This window comes from Terriglobales bacterium (assembly GCA_035691485.1).
Lineage (GTDB): Bacteria > Acidobacteriota > Terriglobia > Terriglobales > Acidobacteriaceae > JAIQGF01.
This window is the reverse complement of sequence record DASSIZ010000012.1, coordinates 1-17,818: the sequence shown is the minus strand read 5'-3', so window position 1 is coordinate 17,818 and position 17,818 is coordinate 1. Positions and strand designations below refer to the sequence as shown.

The window sequence follows — 17,818 nt, the reverse complement described above, 5'->3', positions numbered from 1 at the left end:
TGAATCAGACTGCAGCGAAGATCGTCACCATTCAATGAGAACACGGACAATTCAAAGGGGCGCTCTCTGGTGAGCGCCCCAAAGTCTTTCATTCGATGGTTGCGGGGGGTGGATTTGAACCACCGACCTTTGGGTTATGAGCCCAACGAGCTACCAGACTGCTCCACCCCGCACATGGATCATAACAATGTGAATGGCGGGGGTCAATCTGTACCAGCTCAGCGCGCGCTTGGCGTCGTGCGGCGCGCCCGAATAAAAATCAGGCGGCGCTGCCTGCGCCGGCGGCCTGGGATTCGGCGGACTGCGCGCCGGGCAGGAAAATCGAAAAGCAGGTGCCGCTACGTCCCGGACGCCGGCCGCTGTACACGCGAATCGATCCGTGATGTTTCTCGACGATGCCCTGGCTAACCCATAGTCCCAGCCCCGTTCCCTTCTGTCCCTTGGTAGTGAAGAAAGGTTCAAAGATGCGGTGGCAGAACTCGGGACGGATGCCGGGGCCGTTGTCGGCGATTACTACGCGCACCCCGGAACGCCGCAGATCGCGCCAGTCGCGCGAGGCGTAAACATGAACCCGCACCCGTCCGCCTTCACCGACCGCGTCCAGCGCATTCAGCAGCAAGTTGGAGAATACCTGCCGCATCTCTCCTGGGAAGACATCAATCGGGGGCACGGCCTCGTACGATTTCTCGATGGAGGCGCCGCTGTTGCGCACCTTGCGGCCGTACAACTCAAAGACGCTGTCGAGCAATTCCGTGACCTGCACCTGCACCGGCTTGGAAGACTCGCGGTAGAAGCCCAGCATCTGGCGCGTGATGTGCGCCATGCGCGAGAGTTCCTCCTGTGCCAGGCGCGAGTACTGCTGCACCGACTCGCTCGTTCCCGGGGTATTCTGGATCAGGTAAATCAGGTTCGTGACCGCGGCCATGGGATTGTTAATCTCATGGGCGATAGAGGCGGCCAACCGGCCGGTCGTGGCCAGGCGTTCGCTGGTGCGCAGCGCCGCTTCCGCCTGGCGGCGTTCGGTGACATCCACAATCAAACCGCGCAACTGGCGCACCATGCCGGTGTCGTCGCGCATGGCATACACGATCAGGCGCAGCCACAGCAGCCGTCCCGCGGCAGTCACCGCGCGATATTCGCAGTCGTTGTCGCCGGCAGCGGAGGGGTTGCGCAGCAGGTCGAGCAGGCGATCGCGATCTTCGGCAAAGACGTGCCGCAGCCAACCGTCGCCCTTTATCCACTGCTCGGGCGCATAACCCAGGATTTGCTCGGCCCGGCGGCTGACAAACGTGAAATGCCCGTCCGGCTCCGCCTCCCAGACAATTGCATCCAGGCCTTCCACCAAGTCGTGAAAACGGCGCTGCGCGGCTTCCGCTTCAATACGCGCCGCCTGCTCCATGATCAATTCCTTGCGGGCAGTGATGTCGCGGGAATGGATCACGATACCGGCGACTTCGGGTTCGTGCAGCAGGTTCTGCCCCGCACACTCCAGGGTTCGCCACGTACCGTCTTTGGCGCGGAACCGCAGTTCCACCGGCGGAACGGGATCCATCGTCCGGTCAAGGTTCGACTGAAACACGCCGGCGACGTGCGGCTGATCCTCCGGATGAATATAGGAGAAGGCGTTCTTGCCGATCAACTCCGCGGGCGTGTAGCCGAGGACGCGCTCCAGGGATGGGCTCTCGTATTTCACCACGCCATCGGCGCCGAGAACGGTGACCACGTCGGAGGTATTTTCAATGAGCATCCGGAAATGTTGCTCGCGCTGGCGAAGTTTGCGTTCGGCACGGCGCCGCTTGTCGCTGAGAGAACTGACGATCAGCGCCAACATGAGGAACACCAGCAGGCGTATGACATCGGAAATAGCGGTCGGCAGGATCTGGGCCGGATGCGGCGGGACAAAATACAGGTCGATGATGATGGCGGAAATCGCGGTCGCAACCAGGCTCGGACCAAGCCCGGCATACAAGGCGGAGAGCACGATCGCGGTCAACATCAGCGCGCCCGGATTCTGCGAGTGCAGCGCCGGGATGACCCAGGTGATGCCGGATGCCAGCAGAATCATGACCGCGGCGAATCCGTAGCGGAACGGGCTCGAGCTGCGCTGCGATAGGAACCATTCGCGCACCCCGGCAATCGAAGCTACCGATCCCATGCAACCCCCTGCGGCAGGGATGGACGAAGCGGGCGCGACGGGAGGTTTGGGCGAGTGACCAGCAATCAAGCCCCTGAGTAAGGAAGTGAGCACATTATAACCGAGAACATTCCTCCGGTGACCGCGCCGATTTGGGCAATGCGGAGGGCCAGGCGAGGCCCTCTGGCTAACTCGGGGGTTTCACGCGCAGGTCTTGGCCGGTCATATCGCCGGGTTGCGGAATGCCGAGCAGGCCAAGGATGGTGGGCGAGATGTCCTGTAAGGCGCCATCGTTGCGTAAGCTGAAGCTCTTCCCTGCCTGGCTGAGAATGATGAGCGGCACCGGGTTGGTGGTATGCGCGGTGTGCGGGCCGCCGGTAGCGGGATCGATCATCATCTCGGCGTTACCGTGGTCGGCGGTGACAATGATCGCGCCTCCTTTTTGACGCACCGCGCGATAAATTTCGCCCAGGCAGCCGTCCACCGTCTCGACCGCCTTGATGGTCGGCGGAATCTGACCGGAGTGTCCCACCATGTCCGCGTTGGCAAAGTTCACGATGATCACGTCGAAGGCGCCTTTTTCGACCGCCTTGACGACGGCCTCGGCAATGCCCGGTGCGCTCATTTCCGGCTTCAGATCGTAGGTCGCCACCTTCGGTGAAGGCACCAGCACTCGCTCTTCGCCGGGGAATGGCTGCTCCATGCCGCCGTTGAAGAAATAAGTCACGTGCGCGTACTTCTCGGTTTCAGCCACACGCAGGTTGCGCAGGTTCAGGTTCGCCATGACGTTGGCAAGGATGTTGTGCAGTTCTTCCGGGGGGACGACGTAGGGAAGCGTGAACGCTTTGTCGTACCGCGTCATGCACAAGTACTCCAGATTCCTGGGAACCTCGCTGCGCGGAATGATCGCGTCCAATGCCTCGGCGTCAGGCAGATCGCGTCCGCCGTTGGGCGCAAGTCCGCTCTCCCGGGCCAGAGCGCGGGTAATCTGGCGCGCGCGGTCAGCCCTAAAGTTGAAACAGATGCACGCGTCCTCGTCGCGAATGGTGGCCAGCGGCTCGCCGCGATTATCGGCAACGACGAAGGGAACGATGAATTCATCGGTCACGCCGCGGTTGTAGGAGTCTTTGACACCTTGAACGGGGTCGATGAAATGCCCGCCCTCGGCGGCGCCTTTCACCATCGCATTGAACGCCTTCAACTCTCGTTCCCAGCGGCGGTCGCGGTCCATGGCGTAATAGCGGCCCTCGACGGAGGCGATCTTGCCGACGCCGTACTCACGCATCTTCTGCTGCAGTTGCTGGATGTAGCCGGCGCCGTTGGTGGGCAGAGTGTCGCGCCCGTCCATGAAGCAATGGACAAAGACGCGCTCCGCGCCCTTCTGCTTGGCCAGGCGCAGCAGCGCGTACAGGTGATTGATGTGCGAGTGCACGCCGCCATCGGAGAGCAGGCCGAACAGGTGCAACCGCCGCCCGCCGGAACGCGCCTGCTTCATGGCCTCCATCAGCACAGGATTCGTGAAAAAGCCGCCCTTCTCGATCATCAGGTCAATGCGGGTAATGTCCATGTACACTACGCGGCCGGCGCCGATGTTGAGGTGCCCGACCTCGCTGTTCCCCATCTGCCCTTCGGGCAAGCCGACAAAACGCCCGCTGGTGTGGATCAGAGTGTTGGGGTAGTCCCCGAGCAGTTTCTCGTATACCGGCTTGCGCGCGAGTGAAATGGCATTGGCTTTGGAGGGCGGCGCGTAGCCCCAGCCGTCGAGGATGATGAGGACGAGAGGTTTGGGTCTAGCCATCAGCTATCAGCCTTCCGCTATCACGAAACTAACCACGGATACACGCGAAGGAACAAGAATTCGGCAACAAAGAATCAACCCCAAAGGACGCGAAGGTCTCAAGATCAGTCTTTCATGCCCCCGCTCCGCCGGCGAGTTCGCCGTGATAGTTAATTGCCTCCAGGCCTAGGAAGCGCGCGGCATCGCCCAAGTCTTCCTCGATTCGAAGCAACTGGTTGTACTTGGCAACGCGGTCGGTGCGCGACGCCGAGCCGGTCTTGATTTGTCCGGCGCCGGTGGCTACCGCCAGGTCGGCGATGAACGTGTCCTCGGTTTCGCCCGAGCGGTGCGAGATGACGCAGGTGTAACCGTTGCGCCGTGCCAGGTCGATCGCGTCCAGGGTCTCGCTGATGGTTCCAATCTGGTTGACTTTGACGAGAATGGAATTGGCCACGCCAAGATCGATCCCGCGCTCCAGCCGGTCAACGTTGGTGACGAACAGGTCGTCGCCGACCAGCTGGATGCGGCTTCCCAACTCCTTGGTCAGCGCCGCCCAGCCTTCCCAATCATCTTCCGCAAGACCGTCCTCGATGGAAACGATGGGGTAATCCCGGGCCCACTTCGACCAGAAGCGGACCATGTCGTCGGAGGAGTGCTCGGACCGGTCCGACTTCTTGAAGACATATTTACCGTTCTGAAAGAATTCGCTGGCGGCAGGATCCAGGGCGATGGCAATGTCTTCACCGGCGCTGTACCCTGCCTGCGTGATCGCCTCGAGCACCACCTCGATGGCTTCCACGTTCGACTTGAGTGACGGTGCGAAGCCGCCCTCATCGCCGACCCCAGTGTTGTAGCCACGCTTCTTCAGCACTCCTTTGAGCGTGTGAAAGACCTCCACGCCCCAGCGCAGCGCTTCCTCGAAGGTTTCAGCGCCCACCGGCATGACCATGAATTCCTGGAAGTCAACATTATTATCGGCGTGCGCTCCGCCGTTGAGGATGTTCATCATCGGGCACGGCAGCAGCGTGGCGTTGATGCCGCCCAGGTAGCGGTAGAGCGGCATCTTGAAGGCCTCCGCCGCTGCCCGGGCACACGCCATGGAAACCGCAAGGATGGCGTTTGCCCCGAGCCGTCCCTTGTTCTCCGTGCCATCGAGTTCGATCATCTTGTTGTCGATGGTTTGCTGCTCGGCGGCATCCAGGTTGGCGAGCGCGTCGGCAATCTCGCCATTGACGTTCTCCACGGCTTTGAGCACGCCCTTACCCTGGTAGGCGACCGCATCGCCGTCGCGCAGTTCCACCGCTTCGTGCTCGCCGGTGGAGGCGCCGCTGGGAACGATGGCACGCGCCATGGCGCCGCCGGAAAGCCACACCTCGGCTTCCACGGTGGGATTGCCGCGCGAGTCCAGCACCTGGCGCCCGCGTATTTCAGCAATGTTGGTCATGACTGTCTCCGTGAGAGATGACTCGGGCGCAACCGCTCTACGCCTGGGAAGATAAGAAGAGTTCGGATGGCCGGACGAAAACTCCATCGGCCGTCCCGTGATGTAGCCCGTGCCTGTATAGGTTTTCGCCACGCAATCTCGAAACCGAGGATTATAACGACCGCGTGGGCGGTGGTCGATGGGGCGGCGCATGGCGTGCGTGTTCGCTCGCGCTGGAGCGCCGCCGAACCTCCTCGGTTATTGTTCCGCTCGCACCGCCAGTCTACATTCGCCAGTGATGGCGCAGCACAGCTCAACGCTGAACCTCGGGGACCGCGCGCCCGACTTCACGCTGTCTTCCGCGAACGGCATGGGTGAAATATCGCTGGCCCAGTTGTTGCAGCGCGGGCCGGTGGTCATTGAGTTCCTGCGCGGCACCTGGTGACCGAACTGCGTGAAGCGCATGGCTCAGTTCGAGCCGCTCAGGCAGGAACTGGGAGGAGCATCGCTGGTGTACGTCGCGGCGGAAAAGCGGGGCGGTATGTTTCGGCCAGAAAAATTTCTTGCCGAGCACCCGGTTTCCTATCCCTTCCTGCTCGACGAAGACCGCCGCGTCACCAAGGCGTACGGCGTGTACCACGCCTTGGGTCGCGACGCCTTCAACATCGCGCATCCGGCGACGTTCGTGGTCAACCGTGAAGGAAAGATTCTCATGATCTATGTCGGCATGGACCAGCACGACCGCATGCCGGTGCAGGCAATTCTGGAAGTGCTCCATTCGAAGGAGACCAAATGAAAAACTTGCTGATCTTGGTGCTGTGCGCAGGCATGGCGAGTTCCGTAGCCGCTCAAACCTCATCGACGGTTCAACTGGCCGAGATGCGCGGCTCGCCGGCGCCGGAAGCGCTCAATCCTGAGCCCACGCCATCGGTGGGCCTGACCGCCAGCCTGCCGGCCGGCACCGCGGTGAAAATGAGATTGGAGACCACTATCTCCACGCGCACCAGCAAGGCCGGCGATCGCTTCTCCGGACTGGTTACGGAGGCGGTCAAATTCCAGGGCCGTACGATTGTTCCGGTCGGCGCCGCGCTGGAAGGACGCATCGCGCGCGCCAGTGAGCGTCGGCGCATCTGGGGAAAGCCAACCATCGACCTGCGGCCCGATACCATCGTGATGCCGAACGGCAATCGCTTCTCCTTCACCGCGGTCGTGGTGGACACGAATGCGAGGCCGGAGGTGGACGTGAATGACGAAGGCCAGCTCAAGGGACGCGGTCACGACGGCGGCGACTGGAAGGAAACCGGTCTTGCTGCCGGCGGCGGAGCGCTTGGCGGCTCGCTGATCGCTGGTCCCGAAGGGGCCTTGATCGGCGCCGGCGTGGGGGCCACGGCCTCGGCTGTCCATTGGCTCATCAAGACCCGTTCCGCCACGCTTCCCGCGGGAACGGAAATCGAGTTCGAGCTCAGCCGGCCCATGTCGCTGGGCGCCGGCAGCGACGCACAATAATTACAATGGGTGCGGTCATGCGCGCGGCCGCACCCATCTTTTTTCTCCCTGCTCTCGCCTGCCTGGCGATGGCGCTCATCGGCTGCAACCGCGAGCCGTATTCGCGTTCCGGCACGGGATTCTCCGCGCTCGATAAGAAAGTGCTCTACGACTTCCGCAACCTGCCGCCGGCGCCGCCTGCCATCGACGAAACCACAAAAGCGAAGGTGATTTCTGCCGCCATGCATGTTGCGTCGGTCCCGAACTGCCGGCCGGAGAGTTCGGCACAAATCGGCGGGTCAGCGGATGGGTCGTTTACCGCTGCCGGACTGAAGCAGGCCGTGTACCTGGTTGAAGTGGGCCGGTGCGAGCGCGAAGCGGAGCCAGTGCGGCGCCTGGTTGTGTTCACCGCGGGCGCGTTCACCGCAAAAGCGGACGTGACTTGGCCGGACGCGATCCTGGGCACCTTTGACTTGAACGCCGATCACAAGAATGAACTGCTGCTCGGCGGCGGGCGGGTCGATCAGGGCCAGGTGATTCGCATTGCGAAGTTGGTCGTGTTCGACAAGGACAGGCTGGCGACGGTCGAAGATTTCGGCCAGATCTACGATGACACTTGCGGCACCACTCTTGCTGCGAAGTCAATGACCGCCAGCGTCGTGTACGACCTGCCGCCGCCGCCCAACCAGAAGCCGCGCTTCACGGTGGAGTTGTACCGGGCAGAGTGTCCCGTCCAAGGCCGGCCGCCGCGCTGGGAGCGCGTTTCCGGCAGATGAACGCCGGGTGACGTTATCCTAACTGGAGGCGCTGTAGTTCATGGCGCCGGCCGACATCTCCTCTTCCGTCACGATCGGCAGGTCCATTGTTCCTTCCACCGGCAGAGCATCCAGCGGTAGCCGGTCGCGCCAGATGCTGAAACGCAGCCGAAGGGTGTGGCCCAGGCGCGCGCCGACCATGGCCAGCGGAATTTGGAATTCGAGATTCTTGTCCAACGTGACCCGGACGGCGTTGTTGTGCGTCCCGTCGGAGCCGGCAATGTCTGTGTTCGAGTCGGAAGGGTGCAGGCGCCATGCTCGGATCTTGCGCTGCGCCACATGCGCTTCCAGCCGCAGCGAGGGTGAAACGGCGCCGCTCATCGACTTTCGTGTCCCGCCCGGCCCCACGGCTTCGGCTTTGGCGGCGGGATCGGTGCGATCGCAGGTCACAACCAGGTCAAACTCATCTTCCGGAACTCCGGCAATGAAATCCAGCCGTCCATAGAGATTGTCGTCATCGATGCCGGCGTAAATCGCGTCGAGGAGAAAAACCTTTCCGTGCATCGCGCCGGCGTGGCGATCGGCGCTGTACATGGCCGCGCCGATCCAGTCGAAGTAGCGTTTGAAGCCGGCTTGCACCCGCGGGTGGATGTAGGCGGTCTGTGGCGCAAAAAGCGGGCGAGCCGCTCCCCTCGATATCGGCTGTGCCAGGTACACCGGGGGCGCGGCGCCCAGGGTTTGATAAATGTTGGACAGGTGCTTGCGATAGAGTTCATCAAAGTCGCGGTCGTTGGCGGAATGATGCTCCGGCCCGTACCACCAGTTCCAGTCGCTTCCCTCGGCGATCAGGATTTCCTCGAATGCCAGCCGCCGCTTTTCCTCCGCCGCCATGGGCGCAGCCTGGGCAAAGAAGGCGCGCGCCGCAGCCAGGTAATCCCAGGATTTGTTGTCCTCAGGCGCGCCGATCCAGACATCGAAGTTGGCGTTAATCCACGATCCCGGCACCAGCGAACGGAGCCGCGGCACGTCACGATGACGCTCGATGGCCTCGCTCACCGTGACCGCCTCGATTTCGGGGTCATGCTGCAGCGCGTCGTAGACGCGGCGCAGGAATTCGCGTCCTGAGCGCGGGTAGTACTCCCAGGCGTTCTCGCCATCGAGGATTACCGGCACCAGCGCATCGCTTCCCTGCTGCAGCACGGGCTCGGCGGCCGCCTTGATGTTTTGTATCAAGTGATGGGCCGCGTCCTTCGCATTCATGCCCGAGTACACGAACCCGATCAGGTCGGACAAGGCGTGATCGCGGAAGACCAGGTTCATCCTGGTCGCGCCCTTCTCGTAAAGGTAGGGCGCGTAGAGACGTTCGGCGCCGCCGGCGTCGAGCTGGCCGTGGGCGTCGCGCGCGAAGTTGAAGTGGAGCGTGCGGCCGAGCACGCCTTCATCCGTCGCCATCCACTGGACCCCGCACTTGGCGGCGATCTCTACCACCTGCTCGGAGACGCTGCCTTCCGACGGCCACACCCCGCGCGGCCGAACGCCAAAGACACGCTCGCTCTGATCGAGGCCACGCAGCAGTTGCTCGCGCGCGTCCTCCGGGTGGCGGTACGGGCATTCCGGCAGGGGCAGCCCGGGGTGCGAGACAGCGCCCTGGTCGGTGTCGCAGAGCAGCGGCAGGATGGGATGGTAGAACGGCGAAGTGGAGATCTCGATTCCGCCGCGCTTGGCCGCCGCCGCATAAGCGGGCAGCACCGAGGCAAGGATTTCGCGCTGCTTGGCGGTGACGAACTCCTGGTCGTCCCGCGAAAACTTCCGTCCCTTCTTGACGACTGCCGCCACATCCGGCTGCTCGAGAAAGAATTCATCGAACCACGCCAGTTGCGAGAGCACCTGCAGGTCAGTGAAATCCTGCGTTTGGAAAAGCCGCTCGGCGCGCGCTGACTCCTGCCCCGCGCCGCGGAACAACTCCCACAGTTCGCGATAACGCGGGTAGCGTCCGATCATCTGCGTCGGGTTGGCATAAAACAGGTAGTCGAGGGCGAACCGGCGCTCCTGCGGTTCCAGTTCCGCCGCCGGCTTGATGGCGATGTTCAGGAAGGGATCGCGGGCTGTGCCGGCAACATAGTCCTCAATCTGCGCGACCAAAGACGGCACCAGGTTGAAGGTCTGATGGACATTGGGAAACTCGTCCAGCAGCTTCACCATGCCGTAATAGTCCTTCAACGCATGCATTCGCACCCAGGGCAGGCGATACTCTCCGCTTACCAGGTCCTTGTAGAAGGGCTGGTGCATGTGCCAGAGGATGGCGACGCCAAGTGTAGGCATGGACGGTCCCCGGTTATTGCCGGTTAGCGGTCTTGGGCAGCTTACCAGGCGGATTCAAGAGTAATGCAGTCGGTCAACGAGTGGCAAAACCTCGTGCTAGACTGGCCCTGAGGCCCGCGTAAACACAAGCTTCCGATGCGCATCCTGACCCGCTACATCTTGCGCGAAGTGCTCTCGCACGCGCTCATCGGCGCGGCCGTCTTCACCTTCGTTATATTCCTGCGGGACCTGGAGCGCATCCTGGAAGTGGTGGTGCGCAACAGCGCGCCCCTGCCCAGTGTTGCCGAAATCTTTTTTCTCACCCTGCCGGGAGCGCTTACGGTCACCATTCCCATGGCGGTCCTGGTCGGAATCCTGATCGGTCTCAGCCGCCTGGCCGCCGACAGCGAGATCACCGCCATGCGCGCCAGCGGCGTCGGTCCCGGCGCGTTCGTTCGCATCCTGGCCATCTTCGTGAGTATTGCCTGGGTACTGGCGCTGGTGAACAATGTGTTCGTCGCCCCGCGCTCGGCGACCGCCCTGGCGCGCCTGCAAAATCGGCTCAAGAGCAGCCAGGTATCGTTTGAAATCCAGCCCCGCGTGTTCTACGAAGACTTTAAGAACCTGGTGCTCTACGTCCAGGACGCCAGCAGCGGCGAAGGCGCAGCGCTGTGGAAGGGCGTATTCGTCGCCGATATCAGCAACTCTTCCGCGCCGAAGATTACCCTGGCGCGCAAGGGCATCGCCGTCAGCGAAGGCGTCGACAAGCTGCGGCTGCACTTGGAGAACGGATCGGAGCACGAAACCGTTCCGCGTCAACCGGACCAGTACGCCATTTCCACCTTCAACGAGACCGACGTCCCGATCCAGCTTCCGGTGGTGCAAAATCCCGCCACGGCGGTCACGCCTGCGGCCGAGATGAGCACGTCGGAGTTGTTGCAACGCGCGCGCGCCAACGGACCGCAGAGCCGCGCCTACGACATCGAGTTTCACCGCCGCCTGGCCTTGCCCACTGCCTGCATTGTGCTGGCGCTGGTTGGCATCCCGCTGGGACTGTCCGCCAAGAAGGGCGGCAAGAGCACCGGCTTTGTGCTCACCATCGGGCTGGTCTTCATTTATTACTTCTTGTCGCTAGCCGGAATGTCGATGGCGCGGCAGGGCAAGATCTCCGCCGGACCAGGTTTATGGCTGGGCAATTTCGTTTTCTTTGTCGGCGGTCTCTTTCTGCTGTGGCGGTCCGAGCGCGTGCAGGTGGATTACTTTAACGTGCGCAATCTCTGGGCCATGCTGCTTCGTATCTTCAAGGCACATGTCCCGGCAGGCGCCCGGCGCGGCGAGGGCGGGGCCTTCGAGCGCGCGGCCAACCGCAAGCGCGTCTTCAGCGCGCGCTTTCCTCTCATCCTTGACGACTATATCCTGCGCGACTTCTTCGTTTACCTGGGCATGATCCTGAGCACGTTCCTGATGCTCCTGCTCGTCTTCACCTTCTTCGAGCTGCTCGGTGACATCGTGCGCAATCGCGTCCCGCTGGTGCTGGTTGGGCAATACCTGGTGAATGTGACCCCGTACTTCATCTACAACAGCACCCACATTAGCGTGCTGCTCGCCGTGCTGGTGACCTTTGGCCTGATGCAGAAGGCCAATGAGATCACCGCCATGAAGGCCACCGGGATCAGTATCTATCGCGTGATCCTGCCGGTGGTGATCATCGCGGCCGTCCTCGCCACAGGGCTCTTCTTTTTCGAGAACCTCTACCTTCCCCACGCCAATAAGCGGCAGGACGCGTTGCGCAACCAGATCAAGGGCAAGCCCGCGCAGACCTACCTGCGCCCCGACCGCAAGTGGATTTTCGGCCAGCATTCCGACATTTATTACTACGAATTTTTCGACGCCGACGCCAATCGCTTCGGCAGTGTCTCCATCTTCGAGTTCGATCCCAAGACTTTCGAACTGACCAAGCGCATCTATGCCACCCGCGCGCACTGGTCTGAGACTCTGCAAAAATGGGTTTTCGAGCAAGGATGGACACGCTCCTTCCGCGGCTCCGCCATCGAGGAATTTCAACCGTTCGACGTCGAAACTTTTGCCGAACTCCGCGAGCCTCCCGGCTATTTCAAGAAGGAAGTGAAACAGTCTTCGGAGATGAATTATGCGGAGCTGAAAAGCTACATCCACGACCTGCAACAGAGCGGATTCGATGTCGTCAGGCTGCGGGTGCAGTTGCAGAAGAAATTCGCTTTCCCGATTATCACCTTCGTCATGGCGGTGCTGGCGGTGCCGTTTGCACTCTCCGCCGGACGCCGAGGCGCGCTGGCCGGAGTGGCCACTGCCATCGGCATTGCCGCCGTTTACTTCGTTATCTCGGGATTGTTCGAGGCGATGGGCAACACCAACCAGCTTCCGCCCACGCTGGCGGCCTGGTCGCCCGACGTGCTCTTCGCCCTGGCGGGCGGGTACATGATCTTGAAGGTACCGACTTAGTGCTTAACTTTAACTATCAACTTTGCACTGTTCAAAAGTAAACGCTTAGTAGCTCGTATTTGGATTCGCACTGGCCACTGGCCCGTACTGCTAGCCACGGTTAATTCGCCTGCTTCAGCAGTCCCGCCAGGCCGCTGACATCGTCGGCCGACGCGTCGCTGACCACGAAATAGCGCAGGCCGGCTTGACTCCAAGTCTCGACGTTGAAGGAACGCGCGTGCTCCGGCTCTTCCGACGCCGGCAGCAGCCGCGCAAAATCGCCGCGGTCCTCGAAAATCAGCACCGACATGTGGTGCTTACGAACGTCGCATATCAAGTGCGCGCCCGCTTCACCGCGGACAAACACCATCCGCCCGCCGACCAGCGTGTACGGTGAACCGGCCAGCTCCGGCAAATTGAAGGTGAATGGCAGCTTTCCCTGGAACCAAGGTTTCACGGTGTGCCGGTCGGTCGAAATCACGTCCACCGGCGACGCGCTTGCCAGGGCGGTGACGTGACGATCCACCACTCCCGCGATCAGCTGATTACGCGCCGCCGTCCGCGCCGGAAGCACGATGGCCAATCCCAAACCGATGACCACGACCGCCGCCACTGCGGTCGCCAATGCGAATGCCCACTGCCACCCGCGGCGTGGAGGGGCGATGCCGCGCAGCACGCGCGCGCGGAACTCCGGCGCCGGGCTGTACCGCTTTCCGGCCATCGCCGTAATCTTTTTTTGCTGCATGATCTGCACCATCTCTGCCGTGCAGACCGGGCAGCCGGACAAATGCTCCGCCATGGACCGCATGGTCTCCGGAGGAAGCTCCGCGTCGGCATACGCGTCGAGTTTTCCTTGCCACACTTCGCAATTCATAATGTCTTTCATCCCCGGCTCGCTCGTCCTTTCCGCTGCTCGTAGCCGGATTCGACCAACTTCTGCCGCGCCGCCTTGCGCGCCCGGGCCAGGCGCGACATCACCGTCCCGATCGGTATGGTCAATGCTTCGGCAATTTCCTGGTACGACATTTCTTCCACGTCAGCCAGCAGCAGCACTTCACGGAACGGCACCGGCAGCGCCTCGATGGCCCCTTGCAGCGCCTCGCCGAGATCGTTGGTGATGACCACCGTCTCCGGCGTATGCGACGAAACCGGCAGCAACCGGTCCTCATCGCCGGGTTCCAGCGGCTCCGTGTTCGTGCTCGCCAGGCCGCTGCGCGAGGTCAGGAACGTGTTGCGCAGGATCTTGAACATCCAGGCCCGAAAATTCGTTCCCAGCTGGAAGGAAGCGAAGCCTCTCAGCGCCTTGGCGTAGGTCTCCTGCACCAGGTCCTCGGCATCATGCCGGTCCTGCGCCAGCCAGTGCGCGAAGTTATACAGCGACTCGAATAGCGGCAGGGCGAGCGCTTCGAACTCCGAGTTGTTTCCTGGGTTCCGCAACTTCCACATATTGGATAACCGCCGAACCTGGATTCTATTCCCCAATTTTTCTTCGCGCACCGGGAATAAACCGTCCCCTGCCCGGTTTTACACGCCGAAGCAGCAATGGGAGGACCACATGAAAGACGTCGACCGCCGCTCGTTTCTAAGGATTTCAGGCGCCGCGCTCGGCATCGGCGTGCTCTACCAGGTGGCGCCGATCGCCACCGCCGAGGCTGCCGAGACCTTTCGCATGTTGGGACGCAACAATGGCGAAGCGATTACACCTTTTTCTTTCGTTCAATTGAGCGATGCGCACGTGGGCTTTAACGGCCCTCCCGACCCGCTCGGCACCAAGGCTTTCGAGCGTGCCGTCGAGATGGTCAATGCCCTGCCGCACCAGCCTGACCTCGTGCTCTTCACCGGCGACCTGACTCACGACAGCGAGGACAAGGATGTTCACGCCAAGCGCATGAAGGACTTTCGCGAGATTGCCGGGCGCCTCACGGCCAAGAAACTCATGTGCGTGCCCGGCGAGCATGATGCCGGCCTGGACGGCGGTGCGCTCTTCCGCGAAAACTACGGGCCCACCAACTACTCTTTCGATCACCGCGGCATTCACTTCATCGCGCTCGACAACGTTTCTCGCGCCAAGCCCGAAGTTGGCTCCGAGCAGATCGCCTGGATGAAAAAAGACCTGGCGCGCTTCCCGAAATCCGCGCCCATCGTGGTGTTCACCCATCGGCCGCTGTTTGACCTTAAGCCGGAGTGGGAGTGGTTCACCAGCGATGGCGACGACGTCATGAACGCGCTCGCCGGCTATGAGAATGTCACCGTGCTCTACGGGCACATTCACCGCGATGACGAGCACGAGGTCGGCCACGCTCATCACTATGCCGCGCGCTCGCTCATCTTCGCTTTTCCGGAGCCCACAGCCCCAGTCAAGAAGCCTTATCCGTTCGACAAGGATGCGCCCTTCAAGAACCTCGGTATCCGCGTGGTAAACGCCGCTCCCAAGCAGCCCATTACCGTCCGCGATGTGGAGCTTACCCTGCGCGAATATTCCGGGTTGAACGGCATCCAGCAGGTTCTGAAAAACCCAACGTTATAGGAGAGAGTCATGTCGCCCCGCCGAATTCTAATCACGATGCTTGTCGCACTGGCTGTGTTCGCGCTCGCCCCGCGTGGCACCCGGGCCCAGGATCCCAAGGTCATCAACATTACCGCCAAGCGTTTTGAGTTCAGTCCTAACCAGATCACCCTGAAAAAGGGCGAGCCGGTCAAACTGATGCTGACCAGCGCCGACGTCACCCACGGCTTCTTTCTCAAGCCGCTGAAGATTGACGAAATCATCGAGCCCGGCAAGACCACCGAGGTCAATCTGACCCCGCAGACGGCCGGCACTTACCTGCTCATCTGCGACCACTTCTGCGGTGTGAATCACGCCGCGATGAACATGAAGATCGTTGTGGAGTAGTTGTGCTCTGGCCTATTACAAGCGGGCGGCGCACCCTGGCCCGGGTTGGGCTAGGGAGGGGATTGGGTTTCCTGATCGGCGCGACGTTCTTGCTGGTGCTCACCGCCTGCAGCGTGCGCGCGCCGGGCAGCACCGAGACGGCAATCATGACATCGGTCAAGCGACGCCTGACTGTCGGCGGCGCCAAGGATCCAAACCCCGTGCCTGCGACTCCGGAAAATATCCACCGCGGCCAACAGGCGTTTTCGTCGTACTGCGCCGCTTGCCATGGACTCGATGGCCAGACTACCGGCGTTCCCTTTGCCGCCGCCATGTCACCGCCTATCCCGGAATTGAATTCCCCCGCGGTGCAGGCATATACCGACGGGCAGCTCAAGTGGGTCATTAACAATGGGCTCAGCCCGTCGGGAATGCCGGCGGCCAAAGGCATCCTGCGCGACGAGGAGATGTGGGAAATTGTCACCTACCTGCGCCACCTTCCGGCTAAGGGCAGCCTGGGCGAACCCGCGATGTACAGCGGCGATCCGGCCCCGAAACGATAGCCACTAGGCAAGCCTCTGAAGCCGGCGCTGCTACAATCACATCTAATTCTCGTCCATGGTGAAGGAACTCCGACCGCTATTTCCGTACATGAACCGGTACCGCCGAGGCTATGTCTTCGGCGCGGTCACGGTGCTGTTCAACAACGGCATCTGGATCCTGGGCCCGCTGGCCATTCGCGGCGCGGTCGACGACCTGCAGGGCTGGCACGACGGCAAGCTGCCCGCCTCGGTCATGCCGCACAAGCTGCTCATCTGGGCGTTGCTGCTGGTGCTGATCGTCGCCATGAAGGGCATCTTTCAGTTCCTGACGCGCTGGGTGATGATCGGCATCTCCCGCGACATTGAATTCGACCTGCGCAACGATCTCTTCGCTCACCTGGAACGGCTTTCCTATTCCTACTACCAGCGTATGCGCACCGGCGACATCATGGCGCGCGCGACCAACGACCTGAATGCCGTCCGTAACCTGCTCGGCCCCGGCATCATGTACACCGCCAACACCCTGGTGCTCAGCGCCTTTGCGCTCGCCATCATGATCAAAATCAGCCCCAGGCTGACGCTGTACACCTACGCGCCGCTGCCCTTCCTCAGCATCGTGGTCCAGTATTTCGGGCGCCGTATTCACGAACGCTTCGAAAGAATCCAGGCCAGCTTTTCCGACATCTCCGCCCGCGCGCAGGAAAACTTTTCCGGCGCCCGCATCGTCCGCGCCTTTGCGCAGGAAGAAGCCGAGGTCGCCAGTTTCGAGACCGCCAACCAGGAGTACATCCGCCGCAGCCTCAAACTGGTCCGTCTGATGGGCATGCTCTGGCCGACGCTGGAATTTGTTCTTGGACTCGCCGTGGTGCTGGTGCTTTGGCTCGGCGGGCGCGAAGTATTGAAGGGGCACATCACTGTCGGCAGTTTCGTCGCCTTCAACACCTACATGGTCCAGCTCACCTGGCCGATCATCGCGCTCGGCTGGGTGATTAATATTTTCCAGCGCGGCACCGCCTCCATGGTGCGCATCCAGGACATCTTCAACCAGAAGCCGGAAGTCGCCGACGCCCCTCCACCCGCAGCCGCACAGTCGGCCGTTGCAGCGAGTTCGCTCGTCGGCGCGGATGACGTCGGGCAGCGGTCCGCCCCGGAAATTCGTGGTGAGCTGGAATTCCGCAACCTGAGTTTCGGCTATAACGGGACCTCCGTGCTGAGGGACGTGAATCTGAAGATTCCCGCCGGCAGCAGTCTCGCCATCGTCGGTCCCACCGGCTCTGGAAAATCCACCCTGGTCAGCCTGATTCCGCGCGTGTACGACGCGCCCGAAGGCGCCATCCTGCTCGATGGCCGTCCCATCCGCGACTTCCCGCTCGCGTGGCTACGGAGAAATATTGGCTTCGTTCCGCAGGAGACCTTTCTATTTAGCGACACGGTGCGCGAGAACATCGCCTTCGGCGTGGAGAGTTCTTCCGACGGGGACGTGGTGCAGGCTGCGCAGGGCGCCAACATCGCCTCCGAGATCCAAGCCTTTCCGGAAAAGTACAACACCATGGTCGGGGAGCGCGGCATCACCCTCTCGGGCGGACAGAAGCAGCGCACCGCGATTGCGCGCGCTCTGATCCGCGACCCGCGCATCATGGTGCTCGACGACGCGCTCTCCAGCGTTGACACCTACACCGAGGAAAAGATCCTGAACCACCTGCGCGAGGTGATGCGCGGCCGCACCACCATCTTCATCTCCCATCGCGTCTCCACCGTCCGCAACGCCGATCGCATCGCCGTGCTGCACGATGGAAGCATCGTGGAATTGGGCACGCACGAGGAGCTACTCGCGCTGAACGGCTACTACACCGACCTGTACAACAAGCAACTTCTGGAAGAAGAACTCGAGACGGTCTAGCGAATTTTGTAGGAACGTTCCTCGTTGACTCCCATGGCGCGCCCGCAATACCATGCCCGTCGTGTGGGTGGTCTATGGTGGGCAGCACCATCTCTCATTACCACGTCCTACGCAAGTTGGGCGGCGGCGGCATGGGCGTGGTTTACGAGGCGGAAGACCTCAAGCTCCA

The 17,818-nt window shown here is 61.9% G+C and carries 15 protein-coding genes and 1 tRNA gene; 9 read left to right on the top strand and 7 right to left on the bottom strand.

Annotation, left to right across the window (positions count from 1 at the left end; all coding sequences use genetic code 11):
* Positions 1-96: 96 nt before the first annotated feature.
* The 4 genes from VFI82_01465 to eno all read right to left on the bottom strand — a co-directional run bounded on the left by VFI82_01465 (position 97) and on the right by eno (position 5,355).
* Positions 97-173: transfer RNA gene (locus VFI82_01465), tRNA-Met, on the bottom strand.
* A gap of 86 nt (positions 174-259) precedes the next feature.
* Positions 260-2,155, bottom strand: coding sequence for a PAS domain S-box protein (locus VFI82_01460; GenBank protein ID HET7183322.1), 1,896 nt, complete (start codon positions 2,153-2,155; stop codon positions 260-262).
* Positions 2,156-2,321: 166 nt separating this feature from the next.
* Entirely contained in the window at positions 2,322-3,932 is a 1,611-nt protein-coding gene (gene gpmI / locus VFI82_01455; GenBank protein ID HET7183321.1) for a 2,3-bisphosphoglycerate-independent phosphoglycerate mutase, read from the bottom strand.
* Between the two features lie 112 nt (positions 3,933-4,044).
* The gene (eno, locus tag VFI82_01450; protein HET7183320.1) at positions 4,045-5,355 is read right to left on the bottom strand and encodes a phosphopyruvate hydratase; all 1,311 of its coding nucleotides are present in this window, start codon (positions 5,353-5,355) and stop codon (positions 4,045-4,047) included.
* 178 nt (positions 5,356-5,533) lie between these two features.
* Between eno and VFI82_01445 the strand changes: the two genes are divergently transcribed.
* Genes VFI82_01445 through VFI82_01430 form a run of 4 tightly spaced genes read left to right on the top strand, consistent with a single transcriptional unit; the run spans position 5,534 to position 7,595 of the window.
* Positions 5,534-5,779, top strand: coding sequence for a hypothetical protein (locus VFI82_01445; GenBank protein ID HET7183319.1), 246 nt, complete (start codon positions 5,534-5,536; stop codon positions 5,777-5,779).
* A gap of 9 nt (positions 5,780-5,788) precedes the next feature.
* Positions 5,789-6,130: a redoxin family protein gene (locus VFI82_01440; GenBank protein HET7183318.1), complete on the top strand. Its 342-nt coding sequence runs from the start codon at positions 5,789-5,791 to the stop codon at positions 6,128-6,130.
* Positions 6,127-6,840, top strand: a complete 714-nt coding sequence (locus VFI82_01435; protein HET7183317.1) for a hypothetical protein — start codon at positions 6,127-6,129, stop codon at positions 6,838-6,840. The genes VFI82_01440 and VFI82_01435 overlap by 4 nt, the downstream gene beginning before the upstream one ends.
* Before the next feature lie 17 nt (positions 6,841-6,857).
* Complete coding sequence (locus VFI82_01430) at positions 6,858-7,595, top strand: hypothetical protein (GenBank protein ID HET7183316.1); 738 nt, start codon at positions 6,858-6,860, stop codon at positions 7,593-7,595.
* An 18-nt stretch (positions 7,596-7,613) separates the two neighbouring features.
* Here the strand turns inward: VFI82_01430 and VFI82_01425 are convergent, their stop codons facing one another.
* Positions 7,614-9,896 carry a glycoside hydrolase family 57 protein gene (locus VFI82_01425; GenBank protein ID HET7183315.1) on the bottom strand — a complete coding sequence of 761 codons (2,283 nt, stop codon included), beginning with the start codon at positions 9,894-9,896 and terminating at the stop codon, positions 7,614-7,616.
* A 135-nt stretch (positions 9,897-10,031) separates the two neighbouring features.
* Here VFI82_01425 and lptF point away from each other — a divergent pair, with 135 nt between their 5' ends.
* Entirely contained in the window at positions 10,032-12,356 is a 2,325-nt protein-coding gene (gene lptF, locus VFI82_01420; protein ID HET7183314.1) for an LPS export ABC transporter permease LptF, read from the top strand.
* A gap of 100 nt (positions 12,357-12,456) precedes the next feature.
* Here lptF and VFI82_01415 read toward each other — a convergent pair whose 3' ends face one another.
* On the bottom strand, positions 12,457-13,221 hold the full coding sequence (locus tag VFI82_01415; GenBank protein HET7183313.1) for a zf-HC2 domain-containing protein: 765 nt from the start codon (positions 13,219-13,221) through the stop codon (positions 12,457-12,459).
* Positions 13,218-13,781 (bottom strand): sigma-70 family RNA polymerase sigma factor, encoded by a 564-nt coding sequence (locus tag VFI82_01410; GenBank protein ID HET7183312.1) that lies wholly within the window; start codon positions 13,779-13,781, stop codon positions 13,218-13,220. Before VFI82_01410 ends, VFI82_01415 begins: the two co-directional genes overlap by 4 nt.
* Positions 13,782-13,890: 109 nt before the next feature.
* Between VFI82_01410 and VFI82_01405 the strand changes: the two genes are divergently transcribed.
* The 4 genes from VFI82_01405 (at position 13,891) to VFI82_01390 (ending at position 17,649) form a co-directional block, all read left to right on the top strand.
* Positions 13,891-14,862 carry a metallophosphoesterase gene (locus tag VFI82_01405; GenBank protein HET7183311.1) on the top strand — a complete coding sequence of 324 codons (972 nt, stop codon included), beginning with the start codon at positions 13,891-13,893 and terminating at the stop codon, positions 14,860-14,862.
* Between the two features lie 9 nt (positions 14,863-14,871).
* On the top strand, positions 14,872-15,228 hold the full coding sequence (locus VFI82_01400; protein HET7183310.1) for a cupredoxin domain-containing protein: 357 nt from the start codon (positions 14,872-14,874) through the stop codon (positions 15,226-15,228).
* A 2-nt stretch (positions 15,229-15,230) separates the two neighbouring features.
* Complete coding sequence (locus VFI82_01395; protein HET7183309.1) at positions 15,231-15,770, top strand: cytochrome c; 540 nt, start codon at positions 15,231-15,233, stop codon at positions 15,768-15,770.
* 88 nt (positions 15,771-15,858) lie between these two features.
* On the top strand, positions 15,859-17,649 hold the full coding sequence (locus tag VFI82_01390) for an ABC transporter ATP-binding protein (GenBank protein ID HET7183308.1): 1,791 nt from the start codon (positions 15,859-15,861) through the stop codon (positions 17,647-17,649).
* Positions 17,650-17,818 lie beyond the last annotated feature (169 nt).